The sequence below is a fragment of the Olsenella uli genome, assembly GCF_016900775.1.
In the GTDB taxonomy this organism is placed as follows: domain Bacteria; phylum Actinomycetota; class Coriobacteriia; order Coriobacteriales; family Atopobiaceae; genus Thermophilibacter; species Thermophilibacter uli_A.
In genome coordinates, this window is sequence record NZ_JACJKN010000007.1 from 1 (window position 1) to 26474 (window position 26474).

Here is a 26474-nt window from a genome sequence, read left to right on the forward strand (position 1 = left end):
AGATGTGTATAAGAGACAGGTCTCGGGCTGCGCGCTCTTCTCAAACTGCGCGCCCTTCTCGAGCCGCGCGTTCTTCTCGGCCCTTCCGCCCTTCTCGCCGGCGCTCACACGTCCTCCTTGGCAAGGCGTGCAAGCTCGGCCACGCGGTCGCGCAGCCTGTTGGCATCGTCCTCTGCGGGGCCGGGAATCTCGAAGCTCTCCCCGGCGGTGGAGACGGTCACGCTGGCCAGGCCGTGCGCACGCAGGATGGGGCCCTGCTTGGTCTGCACGTGCTGGACGCGCACGAGCGGCACGAGCGTGCGCTTCTTGGTGAAGACGCCGCTGTAGAGGTCGACGTCGGTGGGCGTGACGTCGTAGCGCCAGGTGGCGTACTCGACGCGCGGCGAGACAAGCATGTCGCCCACGCAGATGGCCTCGATGACGCCCGCGACGAGGTAGACCCAGAAGACGTCACCGCCCAGGTGGCGCACGATGAGCCAGGCCACAACGGCCAGGGCCGCCACCGCCACAATGCCAACGAGGCTGGAGATGTACCACACCCGCAGCATGCGCGGGTCAAGCCGGTGCGAGGGCAGATCTGACATGCGGGTCCTTCCGACAGGGCGGCCACGGAGACATTCTCTCACGACCTGACAGGGGCAAGGGGCATCCTGACAAAGGTGTCGGGGCAAACTGTCATGAAAGGCTCATGACAGTTTGCCCCGACACCTTTGTCAGGACCTTTGTCAGGAGCGCCCGCGGCGGCGAGCAAGGGCGCGGTGCACCCACGCGATCACGCCCACCCCCGCCACGGCGTCGGCGATCGCGAGGGCGGTCCCCACGTAGTTGAAGCCCTGCGTCTTGACCGGCCGCTCGATGCCCGGCTCGCCCACGCTCGCCGCGGCCTCGTTGTAGGCGAGGTTGGTCGCGCGCGCGTTGAGCCACGTGTAGAGCACGTTCTTCGTGGCGCGCCGCAGGTTGGTGAGGTAGCTCACGGCGCGCGGCTCCTCGGGCGTGCCCTCCGCGGCCAGAAGCCCGTCCTGCGTGAACCCGTACGCAAAGGCGCCGTTGCGGAAGACGCCGTCCATATAGAGGTCCCCGCCGGCCCGCAGCATCTCATCCGCGTTCATGTACGTCTGATGGTCGGCGTAGTCCGTGATGACGGCGCCCTCGAAGCCCCACTCGCCCCGCAGCACGCTCGTGAGGAGCGCCCGGCTGCCGCCCGCCCACGTGGCGCCAATGCGGTTGTACGAGGTCATGAGGCCCGTCGTCCTCTCGGCGACGGCGCGGCGGAACGGCGCGAGGTAAATCTCGCGCAGCGCCTGCTCCGTGAGCCAGGTGTAGAGCGAGTCGCGGTAGGAGTCCTGGTTGTTGACCGCAAAGTGCTTGAGGAAGGCATAGGTTCCCGCCTCGCGCGAGCCCGCGACCACCTCGGCGGCCATGACGCCGCACAGCAGCGGGTCCTCCGCGTAGTACTCGTAGTTGCGGCCGCCCACAGGCGTGCGGTGGACGTTGGCGCACGGCGCGTACCAGCCGTCCACGCCGATCATCGCGCACTCCAGGCCCACCTGCGCGCCGTACTCGCGCGCGAGCGCGGCGTTCCACGTCTGGGCGAGCACCGTCGGGCCGGGGTAGCCCACGCCATAGCTCAGCTGGTTGAACGAGCCCACCTGCGCGGGGCCGTCCACCTCCTTGGTGCGCGGCTTGCCAATGCCGTCGATGGCGCCCGTGGCCAGATAGCCGTGCAGCACGAGCCGCTCCATGTCCGCCAGGGAGACATAGTCGAGCAGGAGCTCCCAGCGCGGGTCGTCATAGTCCAGGCCCAGCTCGCGCCCCATCTGCGTGAGCTCGCCGTCCTCCGTGAGCTGCCAGTAGTCGCCCGCCGCGGAGGCGAGCGGCTGGTTGAGCGGCGTGGCGAGCTTTCCCTCATAGCCGCGGGCGTCGGCCTCCACGCGGTCCTCGCCGTAGAGGTTGCGGGCCATGACGTTGTCCGTCATCGCGCGGTCCGCGCTCCCCTGGCGCGGGAACGTGCCCGCAAAGTCCGCGCGCGTGAGGTAGGTGATGCCGGCCGCGGAGTCCGAGCCGTCCACGGAGACGCCGTCCCCGGCCGCGGCGCCCGTGAAGCGGTTGGCCACCGTGGCCCCCGTCTGGAGGTCCTTCTCGCACAGCACGTCCGAGGGCAGGTAGTAGACCGTCTGCGCGTAGTCGCAGTCCGCGAGCTCGTGCGCGTTGCGCTTGAGCTCCACAAGGTACTCGCCGCGCTCGAGCTCGTAGCCCGCAAAGCCGTTGCCGTTGGCGTCGTAGCAGTCGTAGGAGGCCACGTCGTCGAGCGTGAAGGAGAGCGTCACGTCCTGGCTCTCCCCCGGCTGCAAAAGGCGCGTCTTGGCAAAGGCCACGAGCACCGTCGAGGGCTTCTCCACGCCCCCGGGCTCGTAGGGCGGCGTGCAGTAGAGCTGCACCACGTCGCGGCCGGCCACGCTGCCGGTGTTGGTCACGCGCACGGTGATGGAGGCGTTTGTCACGCGGTCCACGCGCATGCCCTGCCCCGGGGCGCGCGCCGTGACCTGCCACGAGAAGGACGTGTAGCTGAGGCCGTAGCCAAACGGGTACTGGACCACCGCATCGTAGCCCGTGCCGTGCTCGTTCTCGACGCCGTCCCAGAAGCCCTCGGCGTCGGCCGTCTCGTACCAGCGGTAGCCCACGTAGATGCCTTCGGCGTAGTCCACGAAGCGCACGCCGTCATACGTCTCGGCCACGCCCACGTTGGCGTTGAGCGTGCCGTCGGCCGGGTAGAGGCCCTCGCCGTTGGTGTAGAGGCCCTCGCCCATGGCGCCCGCGTTGGCCCAGCTCGCGGCCGTCTCAAAGGAGTAGGCGTAGGTGTCCGTGGTGCGGCCGGAGGGGTTGACGTCCCCCCAGAGCGCGCCGACCACGGCCCGGGTGCCCACCTCTCCCGTGGTGCCCACCATGAGCGCGGCGTCTATCCCGGGGATGGTCTCCAGCTCGCCGAGCTCCATCGTGTTGGTGGAGTTGACGAGCACGACCACGCGCTCGTAGGTGGCGCCCACGTAGCGCAGCAGGTCCTCCTCCTCGCGCGAGAGCTCGAGGTAGCCGCGCGTGACGTCGAGGTCAACCGCCCCGTCACGGCCGCTCACCTTGTACTGCGCGTCCGGGCAGTCGATGGACTCGCCGGAGACGCGGCCAATGACCACGATCGCGGTGTCCGAGTACGCCTCCGCCGCGGCAAGAAGATCGTCGGGGTAGCACGTCTCGTCGCGGACGCTTGGCTCGTAGAGGCGGCAGAACTCGGAGGCGTGGCTGTTGAGCGCGCCCGCGGAGCGATAGGCCCGCTCGCCGTGAAAGCCGCGGTACATGTCCGTGAGCTGCGTGTTGTAGGCAATGCCGCGCTCCTCGAGCGCGTCGAGAAGGCCCATGGTCTCGCCGGCCACCTGGCCCGAGCCCGACCCGCTCGCAACCCACTGCGTGGACGCCCAGCCAAAGACGTTGACCTGCGTCACGTCCGCGGGGAGGGGCAGCGCCTCGTCCTCGTTGCGCAGCAGCACAATGCCCTCGGCCTCCACGCGCTCCCCGAGGGCGCGGCCGTCCTCCATCGCGGCCTCGCGCTCCTCGGGCTCGACGTTCACCACGTCGGTGCCCAGGAAGGAGTCCACGGTGTCGCCGAGAAGCGCCATGGCCACGTTGGCCGCCACGAGCGCGCCGAGCGCCACGACGGCCCCCGCGCACGCGACCACCCTCACGACCCTGCGACCCCTCTTGCCCACGCGCCCTCCTCAGATCGACGAGCCTCGCGGCTCCCGTCCTATTCTAACGACCCTCCACGACACGGCATGGGCTACAATGACGGTTGGAAAATCCCCTAAGAGAAGGGTCCGCATGAAACCTCGACCTCACAGTCGATGACCTGCGGCGCGCTCCCGTGGCGCGTCGAGTGACGCAAGCGAAGGAGCGCAGATGATCTACCTGTCCCAGCTACTGGGCAACCCCGTTCTGGATGCCGACGGCGAGAAGATCGGCACGGTTTCCGACCTCGGCATCGCCACCGGCGAGGTTTTCCCCCGGGTCACGAGCCTTGCCTTCATGGGCCCCGGACGCACGCCGATCATGATCTCATGGCGCAAGTACGTCGAGCGCTATGACGAGAACGAGGTCAACCTCAAGGTCATAGCCACCGACCTGCGCTTCTCGTACCTCCAGCCGGACGAGGTCCTTCTCGCCCGCGACATCCTGAACAAGCAGATAGTGGACACGCACGGCATGCGCGTCGTGCGCGTGAACGACCTCAAGCTCTCGGACACGAGCTCCACCCAGCTGCGCCTGCTCGGCGCCGAGGTGGGCGCCCGCGGCCTCCTGCGCAGCCTCCACCCCGCGCTCGAAAGCGTGGCGCTGCGCCTGGCGCGGACCTTCGGCCACCCCATGCCTGAGAGAATCATCGCATGGAACTACATGGACCTCGTGGAGCGCGACCTCTCCAACGTCAAGCTCTCCGTGAGCCACAAGACGCTCGACGACATGCACCCCGCCGACATCGCCGATATCATCGAGCGGCTGGACCCGCGCCTGCGAGGCCAGGTCTTCGCGCAGCTTGACGATGAGCAGCGCGCCGACGCCATGGCAGAGTTCGACGACGATGCCATGGCCGCCGAGCTCATGGGCTCGCTCAACGAGACCGACGCCTCGCGCATGCTGGCCGAGATGGACCCGGACGACGCCGCCGAGCTTGTCTCCGAGCTCGACTACGACAAGGCCGAGAAGCTCCTGCGCCTCATGGGCGTGCAGGAGCAGCGCGCCATCCGCCAGCTGCTGGGGTACCGCGAGAACACGGCCGGCCGCATCATGACCTCCGAGGTCGCCACTGTGCCCGACGATGCCACCGTGGCCGACGCCGTAGAGATGCTGCGCGGGCTGGACGAGGACTTCGAGTCCGTGCGCTACGTCTACCTCACCGACGAGGACGGCAAGCTCGCCGGCGTGGTGACGCTTCCCGGCCTCATCGTGGCCGACCCCGAGACGCGGCTCTCCGAGCTCGCGACCGAGGACCTCATCACGGCGAGCCCCGAGGACGACCAGGAGGACGTCGCCGAGGACATCGCCAAGTACAACCTGCTGGCCATGCCCGTCGTGAACGACGAGGGGCGCCTTCTGGGCATCGTCACCGTGGATGACGCGCTCGACGTCCTGGAGGAGGAGCACGCCGAGGACCTGCGCGTTGCCGGCGGTTCCGCGGATGGCGAGGACTCCGGGCACGCGAGCACGCTCATCTGGCTCGTGCGCCGCAACGTGTGGGTGGTCCTGTGGGCCGTCGGCGTCGTGGCGCTCGCCCTCGTCGCGGGGACGCGGCTCGGCCTTGGCGAGACGCTTGCCGCCACCATCCCGCTCGCCGTCGCGCTCGTGCTCGCGGACGACTCCGTGAGCTACGTCACCAACTTCTTCCTCGAGAACGACCCCGATGACGAGGACGCGCCCTCCGCGCTCGGCTTTGCGTTCAAGGGATTGGGCCTCGGCGTCGCGCTCGGCGCGCTCGTGGTGCTCATCGTCCTCGGACTCGAGAGCGTCATCGCCTCCCCCGCCGTGCCCTCCTCGGTCGAGCGGCTCGGCCCCGCGCTCTCCGCGGGGGGCGTGGCCGCGGCCGTCTCCACGTTCGTCTCGTTTGCGACCACGCCCATCTACCTGGCCGTCCTTCGCCGACGTGACGAGGCCAACAAGGAGACCTCCGGCTTTACGCTCTCCCTCGTCTCCATGCTGGTTGCCGTGGTGGTGTTCCTGGCCGCCGTGCTGGCGCTCGCCGGACCCCTGGGGCTGGTGCGATAATGAAAGGCGACGCCCCCTCTTCGCCACTCGAGCCGCGACGCATCCTCGCGGCGATGGGCCCCGGCATGGTGGCCGCCCTCGCCGGCGCGGACGCGGGCGGCGTTGCCACGTACTCCAACGCCGGCGCGCTCTTCGGCTTCAACCAGCTCTGGACTGTTCCGGTGATGTGCTTTCTGCTCATCGTGGCGCAGGAGACGTCCGCGCGCATGGGCTGCGTCACGGGCAAGGGCTTCGCCTCGCTCATCCGCGAGCAGTTCGGCGTGCGCCTCTCCGTCGTGGCCATGCTCGCCCTCCTCATCTCAAACACCACCGTCACGCTCTCCGAGTTCGCGGGCATCGCTTCGGCGCTCGCCCTCTTCGGCGTTCCCCCGATCGTATCCGTGCCGGTGGCGGCGCTTGCCATCTGGCTGCTCACGATGAGCGGCTCGTATCGGCGCATCGAGAAGGTCCTCCTCGCCATCGCGTGCGTCTTCGTGACCTACGTCATCGCCGGCGTTATGGTGGGGCCCGACTGGGGCGACGCCCTGCTCCACACCGTGGTCCCGCACGTCATGGCCTCCCCGCAGTACCTCTCGCTGCTGGTCGCGAACGTCGGCACCACCATCGCGCCCTGGATGCTCTTCCTCGCCCAGAGCAACGTGGTCGAGAAGAATGCGCGGGCGGCCGACCTGCCCTACCAGCGCATCGACACCGTGACGGGGGCCGTGGTGGCAAGCGCCATCTCGTGGTTCATCATCCTTACGACGGGGGCCGTGCTGAACCCGGCCGGAGTCGTCGTGAACGGCGCGGAGGACGCCGCGTCGGCGCTCGCGCCGCTCGTCGGCAGCTACGCGGAGGCGCTCTTCGGCGCGGGTCTTGCCGGCGCCTCGCTCCTCGCGGCCTGCGTCCTGCCCGGCATCACCTCAAGCGCCATCTGCGAGGCCTTCGGCTGGGAACGCGGCGCGGACCGCAGCTGGTCGGAGGCGCCCGCCTACCGGGGAATCATCACGGCGGTCATCGCCATCTCCGCCGTCGTGGTCGTGCTGCCCGACGTCAACCTCTTCGGAATCATGATGGTGGCGCAGGTCATAAACGGCGTCCTGCTGCCCGTCCTCCTCGTCTTCATGGTGCTCATCGCGAGCGACCGCCACGTGATGGGCCGATATGCGAACGGCCGCGTCTGGAACGCGCTCACGTGGTTCACCATCGTCGCCGTGGCCATCCTCACCGTCGTGATGTTTGTGATGCAGGCGCTGGGGATGTAGCCTGGTCCGCAGCCGGCTCCATCCCGCGCGCAATGAGGCCCTTGGTGCGAAATAATCCGCCCCTCCAACGCAATTAGCCCCTTGGTGCGAAGCCATTTCATGCCCGTCAGGAGAAAAATGGCCTGATGGGCAGCTGCCTATCTGGGCTTTTGTCGGACCGGATACCCGACGGGCCCCCAAACCCCTTCGCACCAAGGGGCTAATTGCGCACAGCTGCCCCGCTCTTTCGCACCAAGGCGCCAACTGCGCAGCTCGGCCCGCCAGCCGACGCACTCAAGCGCCTCCCCGCGTCCGCCCGGGGCGCGGGACGACTTTGCGGTATGGTCGAAGGGAGCTGAGGGGGCGAGGGGATGCATTCGGAGAGAGCGCACACATGGGCCGGCGACTTCTGGAGCCGCCTCGTCGACACCCTGCCCACCATTCTCTTCTTCATCGCGCTCTTTTGGATTGTCCACCTCGCGTTTGGGTCCAACTACCTGCTCGTGGTCTCCCCCTATACCGCACTCTTCCAGACCAGGCTGCGCAAGTACAACCCGCCCGGCCAGTACGCCCGCTTCGTGCTGGTGAGCGCGCTCGTGCTCGTGGCCGCGCGCGTCGCCGTCGTCGGCGTGGCGGTCTGCGTCATCATGAACCTCCTCATGCCGTTCCTGCTCGTGTTCATGCGCTCGTCGCAGCTCAACCCGCGCCGCTACTTCCCCTACACGATGCTCTTCTGCTTTCTCGAGCTCAGGCCCGAGACCCTCGTGGATACCTTCGCAACCCAGGCCCTCGCGCTCGCCACCTGCTGCGCCGTCCTCATCCTCACGCTCGTCGTGGCCGGGCACCTCCAGCGCCACGCGCAGGGCGCCCGCGCGCGTCTGCACGAGCTCGTCCGCCGCCTCGCCGACGACCTCGCGCGGGCAGCCGGGGGCGGCATCGGGCCCAAGCTCAGCTCCGAGCTCCTCCGGCTCAGGCGCGACTTCGCCCGCATGGCCTACACCGCCCGCGAGGACTCCTCGGCCCCCGTCCACGTGCAGAACCTCCTCGACATGTTTGCGACCCTCGCCCAGCGGACCGCCTACCTCGCCGGCAACTTCGACTGGAGCGCAAGTCACGCAGAGGAGCACGCGCGCGCCCTCGGCGCGCTCTCCCAGCTCACGCGCGAGCTCGACGACGCGCTCGCAGACGACGTCTCGACCCGCTGCCACAGGCTCATCCCCCGCGCGCAGGAGCTGCTCGCCCAGGCGGACATCGCCGAGGACCGTTTCCGCATCTTCTATCAGAGCTACCTCAACCTGGTGCTGCTCATCCTCCGCACCGCGCCCGACCCGCACCAGCGCCCCTGGCGCCTCTCCGCCTCCGACCTCGCGCGCGTGACGAGCTTCCGCAAGCGCCTCAGCCTCGAATCCTTTGAGATGCGCTTCTCCATTCGCTGCGGCGCCGTCCTCGCCGTGAGCTGCGCCTCGAACCTGCTGTTCCCCGTCGATCACCTCTACTGGTTCGCCCTCCACGCCTTCCTGCTGCTGCAGCCCTTCCCGCACGAGTCGCTGCACCGCATGCGCACCCGCATGGTGGGGACCGTAATCGGATGCCTCTTCGTACACGGCCTGGCGCTGCTCAACCTCGGCTGGGTCGAGGTCACCATCCTCGGGATGTTCCTCGTGGGGCCGATGTATGCCACCAAGCCGGGGTCGGTGCCCTCGGCGTTCTTCGCGACCGCGTACGCCGTCTCCATGGCATCGGTCTCCATCGATGACCGCTACGCCACCACCATGCGCATCGCAAGCCTCCTGCTCGCCATCGCCACCGTGGCGATCGTCGACCGCCTGGTGTGCCCCACCTCGGAGCGCCGCCTCTTCGTGGCCAACTTCAACCAGATGATCGGCATGGTCGGGCGCTACTGGGGCCTTGTCCGCCTCACCCTCACGCACCGCGTGGACACCGTCGTCTCGTCCGAAACCCTGCTTCACTTCCAGATGCTCCACACCCAGGCCTCCGAGTTCGTGGAGTCGCTCGGCCAGGGCGGGGAGGGGGACCGGGAGATCGCCGAGCTGGCGCACTACCGCGACGCCGCGGAGCGCGCGCTCTTCTGCCTCTGGGAGATCATGTGCGAGCTCGAGCAGCTTGAGCTGCTGGTGCGCCTGCGCGAGGTCGGGGACGACGAGCGGCCGCTCTTCGAGCGCATCATCGACCTCGCCGAGGCCAACTGCGACCCGCAGCGATTTGGCACGGGCGTTGACGAGGTCGAGGAGCTGCTCTTCGAGCTTGACGAGCCCGACCTGCGCTATGTCCTCGAGCAGTATGTCGACCGCGCGGGAGAGCTGCGCCTCGCCATCGACGACGCCCAAGGGGCCCTCGTGCAGAAGCCCGCCTACGTCGAGGAGATCCGCCCGTCATGACAAAGGTGTCAGGGTCGTTTGTCAGGATTTTCCTGACAAACGACCCTGACACCTTTGTCATCAGAGCATGCCGCGGGCGAGCATGTCAGCCGGGTCCTGGCGGTTGACGTTCGTCGCCGGGTCGCCAAAGAGACGAGCCCCGGGGTCGTTGAGCGCCGCGATGGCGGCGAGCTCCGCCTCCGTGAGCAGCGGTGCCACCTCAACGGCGGCAAGGTTCTCCCGCATGCGGCTCGCGTGCGAGGACTTGGGCAGGACCACCCTCCCCGCCCGCAGGTGCCAGCCAAGGATCACCTGCGCCGGCGAGACGCCCAGCCGCTCGGCCGCGGCCACGACCGGCGCGGCGGCAAGGTCCCCGCCGTGGCCGAGCGGCGCGTACGCCTCAACCACGATGCCGCGCCCATGGCAGTAGGCCTCCAGCTCCGGACGCCAAAAGCTCGGGTGGCTCTCCACCTGGTCAATCGCCGGGGCCACGCCAACCTCATCCACCAGCCGCCCGATATGCTCGGGAAGGAAGTTCGAGACGCCGATCGCCCTGACCGCACCCTCGTCCAGCAGGCGGGCCATCGCGCGCCACGAATCGACGTACGTCCCCAGCGCGGGCGCGGGCCAGTGGATGAGGTACAGGTCAACCACGTCGACCCCCAGGGCCGCGCGCGACGCCTCAAAGGCCCGCAGCGTGGGGTCGTACCCCTGCTCGAAGGTCCGCAGCTTGGTCGTCACAAAGACCTCGCCCGCCAGGCCCGTCGCCGCGAGCGCCGCGCCAACGCCCGCCTCGTTCATGTACGCGGCCGCAGTATCCACGTGCCGGTAGCCCAGGGCCAGCGCCTCCTCCACGGCGGCCTGCGTCTCGTCGGGGCGAATCTGGAGCGTGCCAAACCCGATCTGCGGAATCTCCACGCCGCCCGCCAGCATGACTCCCATGGTCACTCCTCTCCGCCCAGCCAGAACACGCTTACGTCATCCGATCTCTTGAGGCGAGGATATCGCACGTAGTCCGGGTCCCGCGCCTCAAGCGCCCGGAGCTCCGCCACAAGCTCCGCGACGCGGCCGGCGGACAGCGCCGGAAGTTCGCTCGCGGCGTCCGCCAGCCCAAACAGGCCAAACACCCGCCACATCCCGTCGCTCATACCGGCAACGGCAACCACCTCGGAGCGCGGGAGCGTCGCGCGGCGCAGGTGCGCCAGCCCCGCGCCAGACGGGTCCAGGCACCAGTAGCCGCCCTCGGCGTTGCGCATTCTCCGGTGGTCCAGAATGACGTCATCCACCAGCGCGCGCTTCTCGGGACCCGAGAGGGCGCGCCCGGATGCGGCGGCCCGCTCGCGGCTCACGCGGAGCGCCTCGGCGTCCAGCCCCTCAAGCACCTCGTCCGTCGAGAAGAACGTCGAGCCGTCGCGCAGAACGGCAACGAGCGGGGAGTCCCCCAGCCCGTAGAGCTCCACGGCGTCGCCGGACACAACGGCGAGCGCAAGCGTCGCCGAGGGGACGGCATCCGGGTCAACCTGCGCGAGCGAGCATCCCAGCGCTCCCTCGAGCTCCGCGCGGGCCGCATCGACGGCGCGCGCCAGCGCCTTCTCGGCCGGATGCCCCGCGTCCAGTGCCTCGCAGACGGCCGCGCCCACCACGTGCGAGAACCACTGCGCGTTGCTCCCAAAGCGCCCCGCAAAGAGCGGCGCGCCCGCAAGCCCCGTGGCCCCGTCGATCACGATGCCGTAGCGAGGCGTCGAGCAGGCAAAGTCCTCGTTCACCGCGTTGCCGCGGTCAGTGAAGTGGAAGTGGCGCATCGGCTCCCTCCGCCGCATCAGGGGCAACCACCCTCGAAGTGCCCTCTAGGATAGCGCGACGCCTCCGCGCGCGAGGGCGCCGCCTACTCCGTCGCCGCGGTCGGCTCCGGCGCGCCCTCCTCGATGGGCGTGTAGAACACGTCGAGCACCGTCTCGTAGACGGCCTCCTGGTCCAGGTGGTACTCGACGTACTGCTCGCCCTTGACGGCCTCGCCCGCAAGGGTGACCACGTCGAGCTCGCTCATCCCGTGCTCCACGAGCGTGGCGGCAAGATAGCTGAACTCGCTCAGGTCGAGGTTGGTGGTCGAGTACTCGGTCGCCGTCTGGTAGAGGCTGATCAGGATGCCCGGGTCTCCCGCCGCGTTGCCTACGACCTGCGAGAAGAACGCCTTGAGGTACTGCGACTGGCGCGCCTGGCGGTCGAGCGAGGACGTCAGCTGCGAGGTGTCGCGGTACTGCACGTAGCGCATCGCGTTGTTGCCGTAGAGCTTGATGGGCACGTCCTTCACGATGGCCGTGTTGGGGATGGAGGAGAGCGGCGTCACCGTCACCCCGCCCGCGGCGTCGTTGATGGGGCCGATCCCGTTCATGTCCAGCGCAAAGTAGTAGTTCATCGGCATGTTGTACAGCACGCGCGACACGGCGCGCACCACGTTCTGCGCGCTCGTCTCATACCCGTCGCCGTAGCTGAACGCCAGCGCGATCTGCATCTTGTCCTGGCCCAGAAACGCCTCGCCAACGTTCTCGTCAACGTCCACCATCGTGTCGCGCGGCACGCCGATGACGCGCATCTGCCCCGTGCGCGTATCCAGGGCAACCACCATCACGGCGTCCGCCTGGCCGGCGGCACCCGTCTCGGAGACGTCCTTGCGCCGGTCGTAGCCCATGACCACGATGGAGACGACGTCCTCGTTGTAGCGGTACTTCTTGCCCTGGTACTCCACCGTGAGACCATCGTCGGCGGTGACCGCCTCCGCGGCCGTCTGGATGTTCTGCGGCTTGGAGGCCTCCTTGAGCGCCTGGCCGCCCGCCTCGATCATGTGCGCCACGGCCAGCGCGGCCCCTCCCCCCGCAAGCGCAAGGGCGAGAAGGACCACGCCCACGATCCTCAGCCGGCGCAGCATCCGCTTGCGCGCGTGACGCTTGATGCTCTCCTCGCTGCGCCGGCGCTTCTGGGGCAGCTCGTCAAGCGTGGGCCAGGCGGGCTCCTCCCCGTCGACAGCGGTCTCCGACCCCTCGGCGGCATCGGGCGCGGCCTCCGCCCCGGCCGCCCGCTCAGGCGGGCACTCGGGCTCGACCCCGTCTACGGCCGCGGCAGGGGCCTCCCCGGCGGCCGATTCCTCGGCCACGGACTCCGGCTCCGGGTCCGGGTCCGCCCGAAAGTGCTTCCCCCGCGGGACAAACTCCTCCTCGGGCGCCACGTTCTTCTCGTCAGCGTCTTTGGTCATGCGCTCACCTGGTCTCCACGTCGCTCACGAGCACGCCCGTCACGAGGTAGCGCCCGCCGCTCACGGACCCCTCGCGCGGGCAGGTGCTCAGCTGCACAATGCGGTCGTCCACGGAGAGCGAAGCGCCCTCGCGCACGTTCACGACCATAGAAACGGGGTTCAGCACCGCATCGAAGTACTGCCGGCGCACCTCGGGGTCAGAGAAGTCGAAGCTGTTGAGAATATGCCGGTCATCATAGCGGTATGCAGAGATGATTCGGTACGTGAGGATGTGTCCCGGCGTGTAGATGTAGAGGTCCTCGTGCGCGGCAAAGAACTCCGGATCCTCAAACTTGTGCAGGTCGGCAAACATGAGGCCATCGGAGGAGTTGTGTCCGTAGAGCACCGTAACGGGGTCGGAGAAGTCCGTCGCGTTCATGCTCTGGCTGTAGATGCTGCCGTAGACGGAGTAGTTGCCGTCAAGGTCGCGCCGCAGGTAGAAGTTGTCGTCCACAGCGCTCTGCACCACCGGGTAGTCAATCTGGGTGTCCGGAATCTCAATCCAGGCGTAGACGTCGGGGTGCTCGGCCTTGAGGGTGGGAAAGTCCACCGGGTTGGCCGGGCGCGGGTCTTCCGCAGGCTCGGGGTCGGCGGCTTCGGCGGGCGCCTCGTCGGCGGCCCGGCCAGGTCCGAGCGCCTCCTGCTCGGAGCGAATCTTCTCCGCGGCCGCGCTCTGCATGACAAAGTACGCAATCCCGCATCCCGCCACGGCGAGAAGAACCACGAGGGCCACGACCAGGGGAATCACGCCCCTGCGCCGCGCGCCACCGTTCTTCTCGCCCTTGTCCTGACCTGGCATCGTATCCTCTTTGCCCGCCTGCGGCCTCGCGGCCGCTCCCCGTATCCTACAAAAAGGGACCCGCGCGAGACGGGCCCCTCATCGTCCATTTGACACCCGGCCTGACCGGGCGTTTCCTGCGTTACTCAGAAACCTTCTTGCGAAGGGTCACGGCAACCACGCCAGCGCCAGCGAGGGCGGCAACGGTCACGCCCGCAACGGCAGCGGAGTTGACGTCCGTCGCGGGGGCGGTGGCGGAGGTGTCGGTGGCAACGCCGCCATCAGCCGGGATGGTGGACTCGTCGACCACGATGGAGAAGATGGAGAGACGGTCGACGGCGATGGTCACGGTGCCGTCGGCGGCGACGGTGGCCTCCTGGACGTCGGTGGTGCCGTCACCGTGCTGGATGTAGACCGTGGCCTTGGCGCCGGCGTACTTGGAGCCAACGCTGAAGGTGAGGGAGAGCTCGGTGAAGGAGACGTTGTCGTCCGCGACGACCTCGAAGGAGGCAAGCGGGGTGACGCCCTCGGGGACGTTGGACGCCGCAACGTCAGAGGGGTCAACGTGGATGAACCCGTTACCGGAGACATCGCCGGAGACGGAGATGGCGACGCCCGTGCCGGGGGCGGTGACCGTGGTGCCGCTGGGGCTGTTGAACTGCGCCGCCATGGCAACGGTGGGCAGCGCGAGCATCATCGTAAAGGCAGCAAAGGCACTCACGAGCTTCTTCATTTATGGTGTCCCTTCTCGTCGAGAGCGGGAGAAGGTTCCCCCTCCCCTCAGTAATGCTATGGCTCTAGCAGCCTTAGGGTTATAAGGTCAATCACCGGGGGGATGTTTTTGGATTTCCTTACACGTGCTGCCGGCGAACGGGGGCTAGCCGGCCCCGTCGAGGTCTTCATCGAGGCCCCTCCCCCTCAGCGAGGTCTCTCGCCGAGTCCCTCCCCTCACCGAGGCCCTCCCCACGCCGAGACAGAGGATTCGGACAGAGTTGGCCCTCGGGAAGGCCGTTTCTGTCCGAATCCTCTGTCTCGGCGCACGGTAGGCGGCACGGCGGCGCAGGCTTCACGCAATGGTCCGCACCGACGGCGAACGTTAGCCCAATACCAACGCGAGGGCGCACGCGAACAAACGAAGGAGCAGCCGCGCCTCGTCCCCTGACTCAACGCGTCCGAACTCTTACGCTGACGCGGCCGCAGCAAAAACTAGGGCAATCGACATAATTGACCAGCCTGCCATCAGAGCCGCCTCCATAAACACAATCTCGCCTGTCACCATAAACCCCTTGAACCTGCTTATCGACCCGTAAATGGATACGAGCATGTCCCGGTCAAGCGGGCGCATAAAAAAATCCTCCGGATACGTTTCCCGTATCGCATATTCCTCGGATACGTTTCTGACAACCACCGTGTACACAAGAACTAGAGCTGCGGTAACGAGCGCGAACGACGGTGGAACAATATGCCACCAGCCGGGAGCCGTCACGGAACCCTCAATGACCTTGGACTCAAGAAACAGGGACACGCCTAGGCAGAAGGCCAGCACCACGATTGCCCCCGTCAGGGCCGGCAGCAATGAGTGCATCTTTACATTTAAATACTTTCTCTCCTTGTTCGTCAGTAATACGACAGCCATGGAAGCCGCGAAGAGAAGAACCGAGACTAAAGCAGTTGAACAGGACTCGGGATAGTCGAACACGAAGTCGAACACGCACTTAATAATGGGCGGCCAGCCCTCGGTGGAAATTTGACCGAAGAACATTATCCAAAGCTGTAACAGCAGGGGCACGGAAAGGAGGGCGAGAAGAACTATGGCAAGGATGCAACTCGCCGCGACAGCCATCTTGTGATTCTTCCCTAGACGCGCGGGCCGCGCCTCGCCGTCTCCAGCCTTTCCGGCCACCGCCCCAGTGTTGCCGCCAAGGTCATCCTTCTTCAGCTCCGTCCCAGAGAAACCCTTTGAGCTCCGCGCCGCGCCAACACAGGAATCTCTCAGCAGTACGATTCTCTTCAGTGCCCCGTCCCTGAGCATGGCGTGGTTGGACTCGTAGTATCCGACAAACGACCAGCCCTCCCCCGCATCCTTCAGATCTGCAAGTACTTCTTCACTGACCTTCGGTCTTCCGCGAGACAATAATCTTGCGGCGGCGACGATGATCGCCGGAAACCCAATCGCTTCCAAAATCGACGCTATCGCCGGCAGCAGATCCGCTACTATCTGGGTCGTGTCCATGCTTCCCCCATCTCGCGAACGCCCACAGGCCGCAGCCTTCGACCAAGCATAAATTATTGCTGACGTCCTGCCGAACATAATATGAGCCGTCAAACCGCCCGCCCGCAGGCGTCTTTCCGCCTTCCATAGACAGCTTCACCATTTGCCTGACGTCTAATGAATACTTAATAAACAACGGAGGGGTTAATATGGGTGGCACAGACAAGCTCAGTAGTGATGTCGTGGGGCCCAAGGAGCGGCTCGGGGCGCTTGTCGAACAGTGGAAGCACCTCGACGGGTTCATCAACGCGACCGAGGCCCGATACAACACAGTCCTTATGGTGTTGGTCACGCTTCTGACCGCCGGGAACTTCTACGTAGCGGGCAGGGACACGCCTGCCGACAGTCGCGGGTGGGTATCTGTCGCCTTCATCTTCATCTCATGTACGGTAGTCTCGTATCTAGAGCATGAGTTTCGTCGCGTTGCGGCGCTGCGAGGGCTCCTCCAGCAAATCGAGCATCGAATCAACGATCTGCTGGGCGAGAAGGACTTTGAGTGGAACTCGCGCTACGTCCCGCCCTACGTAGGAAGAAGCTGGACGAACTGGGCCCTCTCCATAACGCTCGGCTTTGCCCTCGGGGGCGTCCTCGCATGGACGTACTACGCCGTAATTAACGCGTTTGGTTGGAATGCCCGGACAATCGCACTCCTCGTATATGTCGCCATCATTCTGACAGCCAACATAATCATGCTCTTTGGGAACCAGGCCGTCATCGAGGCGGTTGCACGCGGCGAAGTCCCCGAAGGCACGAGCCTCAGCCTCATCCACACCATAGCCCGGGGGGTCCTCAAGTCGATAAAGGAGCGCCTTCTCGAGCTCCACCGCAGGGGCAGGAGGAACCCATGAGACTTGATGACCTTATCACCTGCGTACGCTCGCGGTTCTCCTCCGCACTCGTTCAAGCGGCCGAGGCAGTAAAGGGCGGAGCCGAGCAGGCAGGAGAATTCTCGGAGACCCCCTCCGGGAAGGGCGCTGCCTGGCTCCTTGCAGTTATCGCCTCAATCGCCGCGGTCATCGCACTAGTTCCGATATTTGGCGACCTGATAGCGCCCCGCGGTCTCTCCGCCGACTTCGCGAACATCGATCCCAGCGGCGTTCCGTATCTTCTCGAGTCCGAAGGGGATGCTCCGCTGCATCCGGTGTTCAGCACGGAGTCGTATCGGGCATTTTCGGACGAACTGAAAGACGGGGAGGTATCGTACTTCTCCGCTGGCTGCGCGACTCAGGTCACCATCACAAATTACGATGAGACGTCCGTGAACATCACGGGAGTAAGACTTGTCGCAGAGCGCATCACGGCGGACCTGCGAGCCGAGCTGAGCATTAACTTTGACTATTTTCCAGAGGACGGGCCCCTGCGCGACGGCTTCAGCAATTTAGCCCTCTCCGTCACCAACACGGGCCGGCTCGATGGCACGGACTTGACTTGTCGCGCCACCTGCGATGACGAGGAGTTCGCGCACTGCTTCGGATCAAGCGTCCTCGAGTGGGAGTGCCCGGACGTCCCCATGGGAACAAGCCAGAGAGTACCGTTCTTGGACGCAAGCGACCTCGTCAAGGCTCCGGAGGAGGAAACCGTCTTCGAAGTGGGGGTTGAATTTTGCTCAGGACGGGGCAGCGAGTACGGTTCGATGAAGTCCGCAATTTCTATCACCACATACCCCAACGGGGAAGTGGACTGGACAATTAAGGGCGGAGGAATGGGCGGGATGGATGGCGAACATTCTATCTATGGGATCAAAATTGACACCAATAAGACGAGGGACATCTTCGAGGCCTCCACGAGCCTAGTTGTAGAGGGGAATGACATCCGAGTTGTACCCGTATGCTTCTTCGCCGACCGCAGCTGCACCGTGCTCGGACACTTCGAGTTCACAGACGCCAGCGGGAACATCGTTAGGACACCAAGCGCCGAGATGTATTTCGACGTCAGCTCCATCCATCATATCGCCACGTACGTTATTCGTGACCTGACCGCCGAGGAGTACGGCGACCTCCTCATAGAAGCTAAGAAGCACCCGAATTCGAACCTCATCTCGTTCCCCTTCACGGGGTTTGAGTACGGGCGGTCGCTGTAGGACTCGCTGACCAGATCTCAACGGTCACCTCCACGAATACCCCGGCGGTCATGCGGCTCGAGTGACAGATTTCGGACGTTTGGAGCCTCTGAGAAGGTCCCATCCGTCCAAAGTCCGTCACTCACTCAGCGCGGCTCCGCTGCGGGCGAGAAGAACGAGGGCGCCGCCATGCCAGCGTCCCCAACAGAGCGGGGCGGCTCCCGGCCTGAGCCGCCCCGCTTCCCAACAAGAAGTCCTACCTGCTTCTACGCCAGCGCAGCAGCACGCCGGAGCCGAGGGCCGCGGCGCCGAGCAAGGCGCTTGCGACGAGCGTGTGAAGAGGCGTCGCGTCGCCTGCCTCGGGGAGGCCCTTCTTGGAGACGGCCTTGGCGGCCTGCGCGGAAGTCCCGGCGGAATCGGACGTTGCGGGCTGCTCGCCCGCCCGGCCACCGCCCTCGGGCAGCCAGCCAGCATAGAGCGTGAGGTCGCCGGTGACGGGCGACGAGAAGTCATACGGGTCGGAGAGCGCGCCGGTCTTCGGGTCGACGGTGCGGAACCATCCGGCGAACCGGTAGCCCGCTCGCGTCGGCGCAGCGGGCTCGCCGAGCGGCTCGCCATCCCCGACCGTGAGGGTGAGGTTCGCCCGCCCGTTGCCCAGGACCACGGTCACCGCATGGGCTCCCGGCTGCGGCTCGGGCTCCGGCGCAGAAGCCTTCGCAAACGTTGCCGCGATGGCGTGGGGAGCGTCGACGTCCTTGAACGCGTAGCTCTCGACCGCACCCACGGACACGCCGTCCACGGTAACGTCGGCGATCCTGTAGCCCTCGGACGCGGCTATCGAGAAGGACGTGCTCTCGCCAGCGGTCACCTCGACCGTGCCGGACGGCGTGATGGTACCGCCCTTGCCGGCCGTGGCGGTGATGGTGAACGTCTCGGGCGCGTCATCGCCCAACCGCTCGACCGCCGCGGCGAGCCGGTCGCCCGCGCGCGACACGTCGTCGCTCAGCGCAAGCGGGCTCCTGAGCTGGGCGCGCGCCTCGATGAGGGAGGCCCAGAGCGCAGACTCGGCATCGCCGGTGCTCGCGGCCGTGATGTTCTTCTCGGCGGCCAGGTCCTCGGCGGCCGCGACCTTGTCGGCCAGGTCGTCCTTGTCGACCGCCTGCATGACCCTGAGCTCCTGGATGAGGTAGGCACCGGAGCCGGCGTTGGACGCGACGCCCTGGAACTTGACGAAGCGCGCGGTCACGGTCTCGTCGAGGGTCACCGTCTCGAAGTAATCCTGATTCCCGACCACGTTCTTGGCCTCAGCCCAAGCCTCGCCGTCGTCAGACGTCAGAATCTTGAAGTCACGGCCCATGCCGCCGTCGCGCCACTGAATCTGAACCTCAGAGAACGTGCGGGGCTCGCCAAGGTCGACCGTCAGCGAGCTGTCAGGGTGGTTGCCCTTCCAGTAGGAGTAGATCTCTGAGCCGGACCCGTCGGGCGCCGCAGAGGGATCCCCGGGGACGGGGAACGCCTCGCCGTCGATGGCCTTGAAGGCAACGCGGACACGGGAGTCGGCGTTGTCAAAGGCGTCGCCCGCGTGGCGGGACATGCCGCCGGCGTGCGCGTCCTGAGCCACGTTGACCATTCCGTCGTCACCGGAGCCGCTCACCATGGCAGCGACCTCCTCGGCGGAGAGCGCCTTGTTGTAGACGTCGATGTTGGCGATGTCGCCATGAAGGCCTTGGCCGATCTTCTCGAGCGGCAGTGGAACGGAGGAGTAGAGCGTGGAGACGGCGCCTGGGCGCACCCCATCCTGGTCGGCCTTCTGGGACAGGAAGGTCGCCAGAGTGCCGTCCACGTAGAGGCGCGTGGCCTGCATCGTCCCCACGATGGTCACCGTATGTTCGGAGCCGTCGGACGGGAACCGGTAACCGAGGTCGCGCGTGAAGTAGTTGACGTCTGCGCTCATGTTGCCGTTGTGCCCGGCCACCTGGATGCGGCCGTCGTAGCCCGAGAAGAGCGAGCTCTCCTGGGTGTTGGCCGCCCCGTCCTCGGCGGAGAGGCGCAGGTCAAAGCTCACCGTGTAGGGGTAGGAGACGATCTTGACCCCGGTCTTCATGAGGTCGGAGCCGTCGAAGGAGGCCCAGCCGTTCCTCACGTTCACACCCTCGAGCGTGGCCGTGTACCCATTGCCCGAGGCGTCGAGCACCGTCGCGCCGCCGTCGGTCACGTTACCGAAGTCGTAGCTGGCAACGAGCGAGCTCTCGCTCTTCACGTCCATGGCAATGCTCGTGCCGGGACCTTCCGCCAGCCGGCTCGCGCGGAGCTCGTAGGAGTCGAAGGCGTCGTCCTCCTCGGTTCCGCCCCAGCTGCGCTCGCTCACGATGGCGGACGCGCGCAGCACGCGCTGGTGGACGTCGCGCTCGGTCATGCCCTTCTGGCTCTGGTCGCCCCAGATGACGGCCTTTGCGCCCAGCAGGTGCGGATCGCCCACGAGGGTGTTGGTGTTCTCGCCGGGCTGCCCGGCGTCAAAGATCGCGGGATTCCACTCATTGAAGAGGTACTCGGCGGAGGGGACGTCGCGGAAGGTGCGGCCGGGGTTGCCGTACATGTAGGCGTCGCGGCAGTTCACGACGTCGTAGCCCTCGGCCACGCGCTGCTTGGCGTTGTCATAGCCGGGGTACCAGATGTCCAGCTGGAAGTTCTTCGCAAGCTCCTCGGTCGTCATGCCCAGGGTCTCCTCGGCAGTCGAAAAGGCCGTGGAGCCGGCGCCCCGCATGCGGATCTTGGTGTCAGCGCCGAGGTTGCCCTGGATGACCCCGCGCATCTCGTTGGCAAAGTTGGCAAACGCGTTGTAGGTCTCGGCATTGTGCACCCAGTACTCGTCGGAGCCGATGCCGACCACGTTGCCGTAGATCGTGGGGTTGGCCGGGTCGGTGTACTCGTTCCAGAGGCCGCGGGCAAAGCGCAGCGCGCGCTCGCTGTTCTCGCCGGTCAGGTCAAGGAGCTCGAGGTAGCCCGAGTTGCTCACCGCGCTGGGGGACAGCATGGTGCCGCCGTTAAGCCAGCCGATGTTATCCGGGTTCTCCTCGGCGTACTTGTTATAGAGCAGGGAGTGGCCGGGCAGGTCGATCTCTGTGAGCAGGTGCATGCCATAGCTCCCGAAGAGCTGGGTGAGGGCGCGCCACTGGTCCTTGGTGTAGACGGGGTTTCCCTGATAGTCCTCATTGTTGTTGTAGTAGTCCGCGTTCACCAGGTCCTCGGGGATGCCGGCGTGCTTGGTCCCGGACATCTCAGCGAGGCTCGGATAGGTGTCACTCTCGATGCGGTGGAAGCCCGCATGGGTGTCGAAGGTTGCGCCGTTGATGTTGGCGTTGTCGTTGTCGTTGACGTGCAGGTCGTACTCGCTCATCTTGTACCAGAGCATGATCTTGGCGTAGTCCTCGAGCTGCTCATAGCGGTACGGTGTGCGGGCAATGTCCAGCTTTACGCCGCGGACCGCGTAGGCCGGGTAGTCGCGAGCCAGGCCGCAGGGCACCGAGGCATGGTCCGCAGCCTGCCAGAGGATCTGCTCCACGGTGATGGTGCCGTAGATGGCGCCGGTGTAGGTTCCGGTATAGATTCTGATGCCGTCCTCGGCAACGCTCAGGAGGTAGCCCTCGTCGCCCAAGGCGTAGGCCGCGGCCTCGTCCGCGGGCAGGGTCTCGATGTAGATACCACCAGCGACGGGAGCCGCCCCGCTTACGGTAGCGAGGCCGATGCCGGAGATCTCTTTGACGTCGGCTGTCATGTTGTCCGCCACGCCGGAGAGGCCGACGCCCGCGCGGTCATTGAGCACGATCTTTGCCCCGTCGGCGAGCACGAACGAGCCGCTGCCGCCCGCCCATTCCTGAATGGTGGGGATGACCTCGGGTTTCTTGTTGGAGCCGGAGGGCACCATGTCCGCATAGGCCGCGGTGGCGCTGTTGTCGGGCACAGTCACAACGAGGTTCTTCTGCACGTAGTCGTCAGGGTCACCCGCTCGTGAGGCCCGCACGATGATCGTGACGTCGCGCGGGCCCATGTTCTGGCCGGTCACCGTGCCATCGTTGGTGATAACGTTCTCAAGCTCGCTACCGTAGGCGCTGTACACGACGCCCTCGGGGGCCTCCGGGAAGACGAGCTTGCCGCCCTCCACGTACACGGTCTCGGTCTTAAGCTTGTCCAGCTCGTCGGAGAGCGGGCGCAGCGAGTTCACGCCGTTGACCACGAACTCAGCTATGTTGACGTTCACGCCCGGCGCCTGCCAGTTGGTCTTCTCCACGTACAGGCGCACGTAGCGGCCGAGCGTGGCCTGTTCGAGCGCAGGCGTGGTGCTCGCGGTGATGGTGTCGGCATAGGAGGACGGGCTCGCGATGTTCTGACCTGCGCCCTGCGTGAGCGTGGCAAAGGCGGAGGCACGACTCACGGACGCCACCGTGGTCCATCCCGCCTCGCCAGTCTCGGGGTTTGGGGCCTCGTCGCTCGTCTGGATCTCATACTGCTGCGCCCAGACCTTGTTGCTCTTGAAGATGACCTGGATGCTCGAGAGCTGCGTCCCGCTCACCCCGAGGTCCACATAGAGCCACTGCGGCGTCTGCGCGTCATCGTCACCCGAGGTGTCCGAGTGAGTGACGTCCTTCATGGGCGCGGAGTTCCACGAGGTCGTGGTACCGCCATCGACGGCGCTCTCGGCGGACGTCCCCTCATCGACGCTCGATGCCACCACCGGGCGGCCCAGCGCCACGTTCCACGGCTCGACGTCCGAGCCCCCCGGGCTCCTCAGGCCCGACCTCGCCCATGATGTGGAGGTCACAGACGTTGACGTTGTTGCCCGGTGCGGCCTCGTTGACCTTCTCAATATAGAGCCGGACGTAGCGGTGGGCCGTTGCGCCGTCCTCGAGCGCTGGCGTGGATGACGCCGTGATGGTGTCCCTCACGCCGTCGGCGATGTTCTGGCCGTCGGCATTCTGGGGGTTGATGAGCCCCTTGGCGTCGCGCTCGACGCGCGCCATCGTGGTCCAGGAGGTGTTATCCCCGTCGTAGCCATCTGCGGTCTCGACGCGGTAGGCCTGCCCCCAGACCTTATTGGGACGCCAGTCAACCGCAATGCTTGTGACAGAAGAGGGCGAGAAGGACGGGCCCAGGTCGATGACGATCCACTGCGGGGTCTGGCTCTGCCCCGCCTCCTGCCCGGCCTTCATGTCGTCGGATATCCACCAGGTCTCAAGGCTCCCGTCAACGACTGCGGCAGCAGGGTGCTCCGGGCCCTCGGACGACTGTGCGACCACGGTGGCACCGCTCACATAGTCGACTTCCTTGGCTTGCACCCGACGCGGCGCAAGCGTCATCGCAAGGGCCACGACGGCAAGGGCAACCACAACCACAACCCCGACCTCCGGCATCGCATGCCACTTAAGGTGCTTCAGCTTCTGCATGGCGTCTCCATCGACGAAATCTTCCGAGCGTCGCTTCTTCGCGATTCCGGGAGGGCGCGAGGCAGCATGGGAAGAGGTTTCGCGGCTGCCTCCGGGCGGAGTCAAAGCGCGCCGAACCTACGGCGCGGAAACTTTCTCGTCAAGCCAAAGAGCGCAAAATTCTCTGTGACCGGTCCTTGTTTATCCGCTCGCCGGTGGGTCTTATCGTGCGTTGCCCATGCCAGAGCAATCGAATAAACACCAGTTCAAGATACCTAAAGTTCTTCTAGGCTTTAGCCCTTTCGTAGTGAGTCGCTTCGATGAGCGCAACTGTATCGGTTGGATTTATGGCACTTAATTTATATCAGAAATAAATCTTCTTTATCACGATAATCGGTTGCACGCCCCTCGCAAGGACTCGCGCAATCCACGCGGGCAGCAGCCGGCTCAGCCGGTCACGCTTCGAGGCGAGCCAACTGCCGGCGCAGAACATTTCGGACCCATCTCTGACTATCTCAGAATTCAGAGATATATCTCTGAATTCTGAGATAGTCAGAGATGGGCTGCCATCAAAGGAGCACCGAAGAAGATGGGGGCATCCCATCCAGCCACTTGTTTGAACCGCAGTGCCTCATTTACTCTCATTTTCACACGCACCAAAAATGAGAAGAGAACCATGCGCGTAAGGGAGCGCAAGCATGACAATCGCGCTGACAAAGCGACTCTTTGACCTGCCGCTTTACGTGGGCACCAACTCGCCCATCGAGAATATGCTTCCCCGCGCCATTTCATATGACTTTGAGCCGCGTAACGCCATGCTGTGAAATGGCGCCGAAGGGCGGGTGCAGTAGGTAGCCCAAACCCGAGAGCTCGCTCCACGTCGAGGGCAAGCTGCCCGGGCATCATGTGCGCAGTTGTCGACTCCCGCTGATTGAACCCGCCTAAATGAACGAATGTCCGGCGTCTAGTACGAATCTCGCATTCAGGGCACGCAGCATATCGTACTTGTTACAGAACGGAACGCTGATGTGGATACATGCATCGGGCAGCTTAATGCTTCGTTTTGCGTGAGGCTCCGATACCTCCTGGGTCACAAGGGTCAGCCCTTCGACCGCCGCCTTGGCACAAATCCACGGGTCAGCATAATTTGGATCACAGAACTTGTTTATGGCGGACGGCTTGTAGCTCCCGTTACGCGCCCAGCTACAGAGTTTTTGGTAAACCGCGAACTCCGCGGCGGTTTCCCGCGGAAAGCAGATTTGGGAGAGCCCCGACGCCCAATTGTTGAGGTCGTCGTTAACGCGCTTGATCTCTTGAAGCACCTTGTTATGGCTGATCACGATGCCCATCTCGAACGCCTTTCTCAGGAGATCCCAGAAACCGGGACAAATATCAAAGCCATAATCGATGCGCTTCGACTCAATCAGGATGTTTGAGTCGATAATGAACTGAGGGGTCGTCATGCGGCATACCCCCTGAAATACTCGTCGAACGTCTTAGCATTGAGGCCCGTGAGGCGGAACGCCTCGCGATACGTGATCCGCCGGGTCTGCGTGGCGCCAAAGACCGCCTCACCGAAGACATGGCCGACTCGGTATGCCTTAGTGAGGTAGTAGTTCCCACCCCCAGAGCCAGACTCTGGGACAGCCTTCTCGACTTCGTCACGATGCTTCGCAACGGAGCTGGCAAACTCGGCCTCGGACACAAGGCCCAGATCAAGGGCCCTTCGCGCGCACACGATAAAGCTGACCTTGAAACTCCTCCTCAGCTTGTCGAGCATCTGGTATGCCCCTGTAGAATCATCCCAGACGCGGAAAAAAGCGTTCCTCGGAACAAGCATCTCTGCGGCGATGGCGTCGCAGAGGCGCTCCGTTTTCGTGCCGCGGGAAATGTCCTCGCAAGGCTGGACCACGCCCGTCTGGGAAAACGCAAGGTGCGCAAGCTCGTGAGCCAACGTGAAGATCTGCGCAGACTTGGCATCGCGCCCATTCACAAAGACAAACGGCGCCATGTTGTCGGCCAGCACAAAGCCCCTGAACTCAGCAACGTTGAGCGGGCGCCTTGTGTTGTCTCCGACGACCCCATTAATGATGACGGAAATGCGCTGGGCCTCAATCTTGTCACGCAAGGCCCTCAGGGCGCCCGACACACCCCTCTCTGCAAAGGCCCATGTCTCACCCAGGCCGAGATAGTCCCGAATGGCCGCCGCACTGCTCCCAGCGTCCTCCATATCCCTTGCATTGAGTAAGCCGACAAAGGGAATCGCGTCACAGCCGAGCTCCACGAAATACTCTCTTAGCCAGTCCTGCCGATATTGCATCTGCGTCACGGTGTCATAGAGCTCGGGGCTTGGTTCGCCACCGGGGCCCTCCAAGGTTCTGAAGTCTGCAATCTGAAGGTCGAGACGGGGGACGTCATCACCGAAAAGCAGGTCGAGCGCCACGTGAGTGAGCCCCGCAAAATCCTCGAGCTGCCTGAGGGTGGGCTCGTGGCTGCGGTCGATCCACTGCTCGATCTTGGGCCATCTTTTCTTGAGGGAGTCGACGGACTCCCCGCAGCGCTCAATAGCCCAGAGCAGAGCCTTTGGATTTGGGCTCATTCCCATAAAATCTCGCACCTCCCCCACCGCAGATTATGAATATCATAGCGTGAGAACAGAAATCCGGAGTCATACGCTCCGCGGTACGCATCGCCAAGCGGAGCCGGGACGCGACAGCAGCCTGGAGTACGGGGACTGCCTCCTGGTAAAGTACGACGAGGACGCGCTGAGAGACCCCGTCTCAGGAGAGGCAAGCAAGGACCGCAGCGAGGACTTCCCCCCCCCCCGCGCCTTCAGAATCCTCTTCGTCATCAACTGCTCCAAGGACTCCGGCGCCGCGGCTCATGACATGGATGCCATCACCGGGCCGGCCTCGTCCTCGCTCATGCGAAGCGTCTTCGAACGTCTGCGGAGGGAGTATCTCGACCTGCCGCTCCTTCCCGTCCTCGGCGCAAATAGGCAGGGCAACAGCCACCAGACGGTCATCGCGAGCATAGTCCAGCAGTACAGCTCGCACATTCCGATGTCCCGACGCTACTTCGACCTCATGATCAGCGCCAGGAAGGAAAGCATGGAGTGGGACGCCCTAGGCCTCGTCCTCCTCAGGCGCTACATTCGCGAGGCGCTACGGTTTTACGAGTAGCGGGCGAGACCACCGACGCGATACCTTAGCAATTGCGCAAGCAAAGCGAGTTGGAACTCTTAATCTCC

At 65.3% G+C, this 26474-nt stretch carries 19 protein-coding genes; 7 read left to right on the forward strand and 12 right to left on the reverse strand.

What is annotated here, in order from left to right; all coding sequences use genetic code 11:
- Nucleotides 1–104 precede the first annotated feature (104 nt).
- Nucleotides 105–584: a PH domain-containing protein gene (locus H6A23_RS05630; RefSeq protein ID WP_204831225.1), complete on the reverse strand. Its 480-nt coding sequence runs from the start codon at nucleotides 582–584 to the stop codon at nucleotides 105–107.
- Between the two features lie 141 nt (nucleotides 585–725).
- Nucleotides 726–3758 carry a glycoside hydrolase family 3 protein gene (locus H6A23_RS05635; RefSeq protein ID WP_353653022.1) on the reverse strand — a complete coding sequence of 1011 codons (3033 nt, stop codon included), beginning with the start codon at nucleotides 3756–3758 and terminating at the stop codon, nucleotides 726–728.
- A 190-nt stretch (nucleotides 3759–3948) separates the two neighbouring features.
- Between H6A23_RS05635 and H6A23_RS05640 the strand changes: the two genes are divergently transcribed.
- The 3 genes from H6A23_RS05640 (at nucleotide 3949) to H6A23_RS05650 (ending at nucleotide 9427) form a co-directional block, all read left to right on the forward strand.
- Complete coding sequence (locus H6A23_RS05640; protein WP_075279024.1) at nucleotides 3949–5805, forward strand: magnesium transporter; 1857 nt, start codon at nucleotides 3949–3951, stop codon at nucleotides 5803–5805.
- On the forward strand, nucleotides 5805–7049 hold the full coding sequence (locus tag H6A23_RS05645) for an Nramp family divalent metal transporter (protein WP_204831226.1): 1245 nt from the start codon (nucleotides 5805–5807) through the stop codon (nucleotides 7047–7049). Before H6A23_RS05640 ends, H6A23_RS05645 begins: the two co-directional genes overlap by 1 nt.
- A 350-nt stretch (nucleotides 7050–7399) precedes the next feature.
- Nucleotides 7400–9427 carry an FUSC family protein gene (locus H6A23_RS05650; RefSeq protein ID WP_204831227.1) on the forward strand — a complete coding sequence of 676 codons (2028 nt, stop codon included), beginning with the start codon at nucleotides 7400–7402 and terminating at the stop codon, nucleotides 9425–9427.
- A gap of 60 nt (nucleotides 9428–9487) precedes the next feature.
- On the opposite strand, the gene H6A23_RS05655 is transcribed toward H6A23_RS05650, so the two are convergent.
- The 6 genes from H6A23_RS05655 to H6A23_RS05680 form a co-directional block, all read right to left on the reverse strand.
- The gene (locus tag H6A23_RS05655; RefSeq protein ID WP_204831228.1) at nucleotides 9488–10348 is read right to left on the reverse strand and encodes an aldo/keto reductase; all 861 of its coding nucleotides are present in this window, start codon (nucleotides 10346–10348) and stop codon (nucleotides 9488–9490) included.
- 2 nt (nucleotides 10349–10350) lie between these two features.
- Nucleotides 10351–11226 (reverse strand): protein phosphatase 2C domain-containing protein, encoded by an 876-nt coding sequence (locus tag H6A23_RS05660; RefSeq protein ID WP_204831229.1) that lies wholly within the window; start codon nucleotides 11224–11226, stop codon nucleotides 10351–10353.
- Nucleotides 11227–11291: 65 nt separating this feature from the next.
- Nucleotides 11292–12656 (reverse strand): LCP family protein, encoded by a 1365-nt coding sequence (locus H6A23_RS05665; RefSeq protein WP_204831230.1) that lies wholly within the window; start codon nucleotides 12654–12656, stop codon nucleotides 11292–11294.
- A 4-nt stretch (nucleotides 12657–12660) separates the two neighbouring features.
- The gene (locus H6A23_RS05670; RefSeq protein ID WP_204831231.1) at nucleotides 12661–13494 is read right to left on the reverse strand and encodes a class B sortase; all 834 of its coding nucleotides are present in this window, start codon (nucleotides 13492–13494) and stop codon (nucleotides 12661–12663) included.
- Between the two features lie 121 nt (nucleotides 13495–13615).
- Nucleotides 13616–14206, reverse strand: coding sequence for a hypothetical protein (locus H6A23_RS05675; protein ID WP_204831232.1), 591 nt, complete (start codon nucleotides 14204–14206; stop codon nucleotides 13616–13618).
- A 447-nt stretch (nucleotides 14207–14653) separates the two neighbouring features.
- Nucleotides 14654–15706, reverse strand: coding sequence for a hypothetical protein (locus H6A23_RS05680; RefSeq protein ID WP_204831233.1), 1053 nt, complete (start codon nucleotides 15704–15706; stop codon nucleotides 14654–14656).
- A 188-nt stretch (nucleotides 15707–15894) separates the two neighbouring features.
- Between H6A23_RS05680 and H6A23_RS05685 the strand changes: the two genes are divergently transcribed.
- Both H6A23_RS05685 and H6A23_RS05690 read left to right on the forward strand, forming a co-directional pair.
- Entirely contained in the window at nucleotides 15895–16593 is a 699-nt protein-coding gene (locus tag H6A23_RS05685; RefSeq protein WP_204831234.1) for a hypothetical protein, read from the forward strand.
- The gene (locus tag H6A23_RS05690; protein ID WP_204831235.1) at nucleotides 16590–17825 is read left to right on the forward strand and encodes a hypothetical protein; all 1236 of its coding nucleotides are present in this window, start codon (nucleotides 16590–16592) and stop codon (nucleotides 17823–17825) included. The genes H6A23_RS05685 and H6A23_RS05690 overlap by 4 nt, the downstream gene beginning before the upstream one ends.
- Before the next feature lie 235 nt (nucleotides 17826–18060).
- Here H6A23_RS05690 and H6A23_RS05695 read toward each other — a convergent pair whose 3' ends face one another.
- Both H6A23_RS05695 and H6A23_RS05700 read right to left on the reverse strand, forming a co-directional pair.
- Nucleotides 18061–22623, reverse strand: a complete 4563-nt coding sequence (locus H6A23_RS05695; protein WP_204831236.1) for a discoidin domain-containing protein — start codon at nucleotides 22621–22623, stop codon at nucleotides 18061–18063.
- Nucleotides 22514–23245: a discoidin domain-containing protein gene (locus H6A23_RS05700; protein WP_204831237.1), complete on the reverse strand. Its 732-nt coding sequence runs from the start codon at nucleotides 23243–23245 to the stop codon at nucleotides 22514–22516. Before H6A23_RS05700 ends, H6A23_RS05695 begins: the two co-directional genes overlap by 110 nt.
- Nucleotides 23246–23922: 677 nt before the next feature.
- On the opposite strand from H6A23_RS05700, the gene H6A23_RS11510 reads away from it, so the two are divergent.
- On the forward strand, nucleotides 23923–24048 hold the full coding sequence (locus H6A23_RS11510) for a hypothetical protein (RefSeq protein ID WP_286165847.1): 126 nt from the start codon (nucleotides 23923–23925) through the stop codon (nucleotides 24046–24048).
- A gap of 117 nt (nucleotides 24049–24165) precedes the next feature.
- On the opposite strand, the gene H6A23_RS05705 is transcribed toward H6A23_RS11510, so the two are convergent.
- Complete coding sequence (locus H6A23_RS05705; RefSeq protein WP_204831238.1) at nucleotides 24166–24687, reverse strand: DUF4411 family protein; 522 nt, start codon at nucleotides 24685–24687, stop codon at nucleotides 24166–24168.
- Nucleotides 24684–25829: an ImmA/IrrE family metallo-endopeptidase gene (locus tag H6A23_RS05710; protein WP_204831239.1), complete on the reverse strand. Its 1146-nt coding sequence runs from the start codon at nucleotides 25827–25829 to the stop codon at nucleotides 24684–24686. Before H6A23_RS05710 ends, H6A23_RS05705 begins: the two co-directional genes overlap by 4 nt.
- Before the next feature lie 43 nt (nucleotides 25830–25872).
- Between H6A23_RS05710 and H6A23_RS05715 the strand changes: the two genes are divergently transcribed.
- On the forward strand, nucleotides 25873–26406 hold the full coding sequence (locus tag H6A23_RS05715) for a hypothetical protein (RefSeq protein ID WP_204831240.1): 534 nt from the start codon (nucleotides 25873–25875) through the stop codon (nucleotides 26404–26406).
- Nucleotides 26407–26474: the final 68 nt, after the last annotated feature.

Excerpts from the sequence above, each read along its gene's own strand:
- H6A23_RS05700 (WP_204831237.1), bottom strand. The coding sequence starts at position 23,245 with ATGCAGAAGCTGAAGCACCTTAAGTGGCATGCGATGCCGGAGGTCGGG.
- H6A23_RS05710 (WP_204831239.1), bottom strand. The coding sequence starts at position 25,829 with ATGGGAATGAGCCCAAATCCAAAGGCTCTGCTCTGGGCTATTGAGCGC.
- H6A23_RS05645 (WP_204831226.1), top strand. The coding sequence starts at position 5,805 with ATGAAAGGCGACGCCCCCTCTTCGCCACTCGAGCCGCGACGCATCCTC.
- H6A23_RS05670 (WP_204831231.1), bottom strand. The coding sequence starts at position 13,494 with ATGCCAGGTCAGGACAAGGGCGAGAAGAACGGTGGCGCGCGGCGCAGG.
- H6A23_RS05690 (WP_204831235.1), top strand. The coding sequence starts at position 16,590 with ATGAGACTTGATGACCTTATCACCTGCGTACGCTCGCGGTTCTCCTCC.
- H6A23_RS05665 (WP_204831230.1), bottom strand. The coding sequence starts at position 12,656 with ATGACCAAAGACGCTGACGAGAAGAACGTGGCGCCCGAGGAGGAGTTT.
- H6A23_RS05630 (WP_204831225.1), bottom strand. The coding sequence starts at position 584 with ATGTCAGATCTGCCCTCGCACCGGCTTGACCCGCGCATGCTGCGGGTG.
- H6A23_RS05640 (WP_075279024.1), top strand. The coding sequence starts at position 3,949 with ATGATCTACCTGTCCCAGCTACTGGGCAACCCCGTTCTGGATGCCGAC.
- H6A23_RS05680 (WP_204831233.1), bottom strand. The coding sequence starts at position 15,706 with ATGGACACGACCCAGATAGTAGCGGATCTGCTGCCGGCGATAGCGTCG.
- H6A23_RS05675 (WP_204831232.1), bottom strand. The coding sequence starts at position 14,206 with ATGAAGAAGCTCGTGAGTGCCTTTGCTGCCTTTACGATGATGCTCGCG.
- H6A23_RS05685 (WP_204831234.1), top strand. The coding sequence starts at position 15,895 with ATGGGTGGCACAGACAAGCTCAGTAGTGATGTCGTGGGGCCCAAGGAG.
- H6A23_RS05650 (WP_204831227.1), top strand. The coding sequence starts at position 7,400 with ATGCATTCGGAGAGAGCGCACACATGGGCCGGCGACTTCTGGAGCCGC.
- H6A23_RS05655 (WP_204831228.1), bottom strand. The coding sequence starts at position 10,348 with ATGGGAGTCATGCTGGCGGGCGGCGTGGAGATTCCGCAGATCGGGTTT.
- H6A23_RS05705 (WP_204831238.1), bottom strand. The coding sequence starts at position 24,687 with ATGACGACCCCTCAGTTCATTATCGACTCAAACATCCTGATTGAGTCG.
- H6A23_RS05660 (WP_204831229.1), bottom strand. The coding sequence starts at position 11,226 with ATGCGGCGGAGGGAGCCGATGCGCCACTTCCACTTCACTGACCGCGGC.
- H6A23_RS11510 (WP_286165847.1), top strand. The coding sequence starts at position 23,923 with ATGACAATCGCGCTGACAAAGCGACTCTTTGACCTGCCGCTTTACGTG.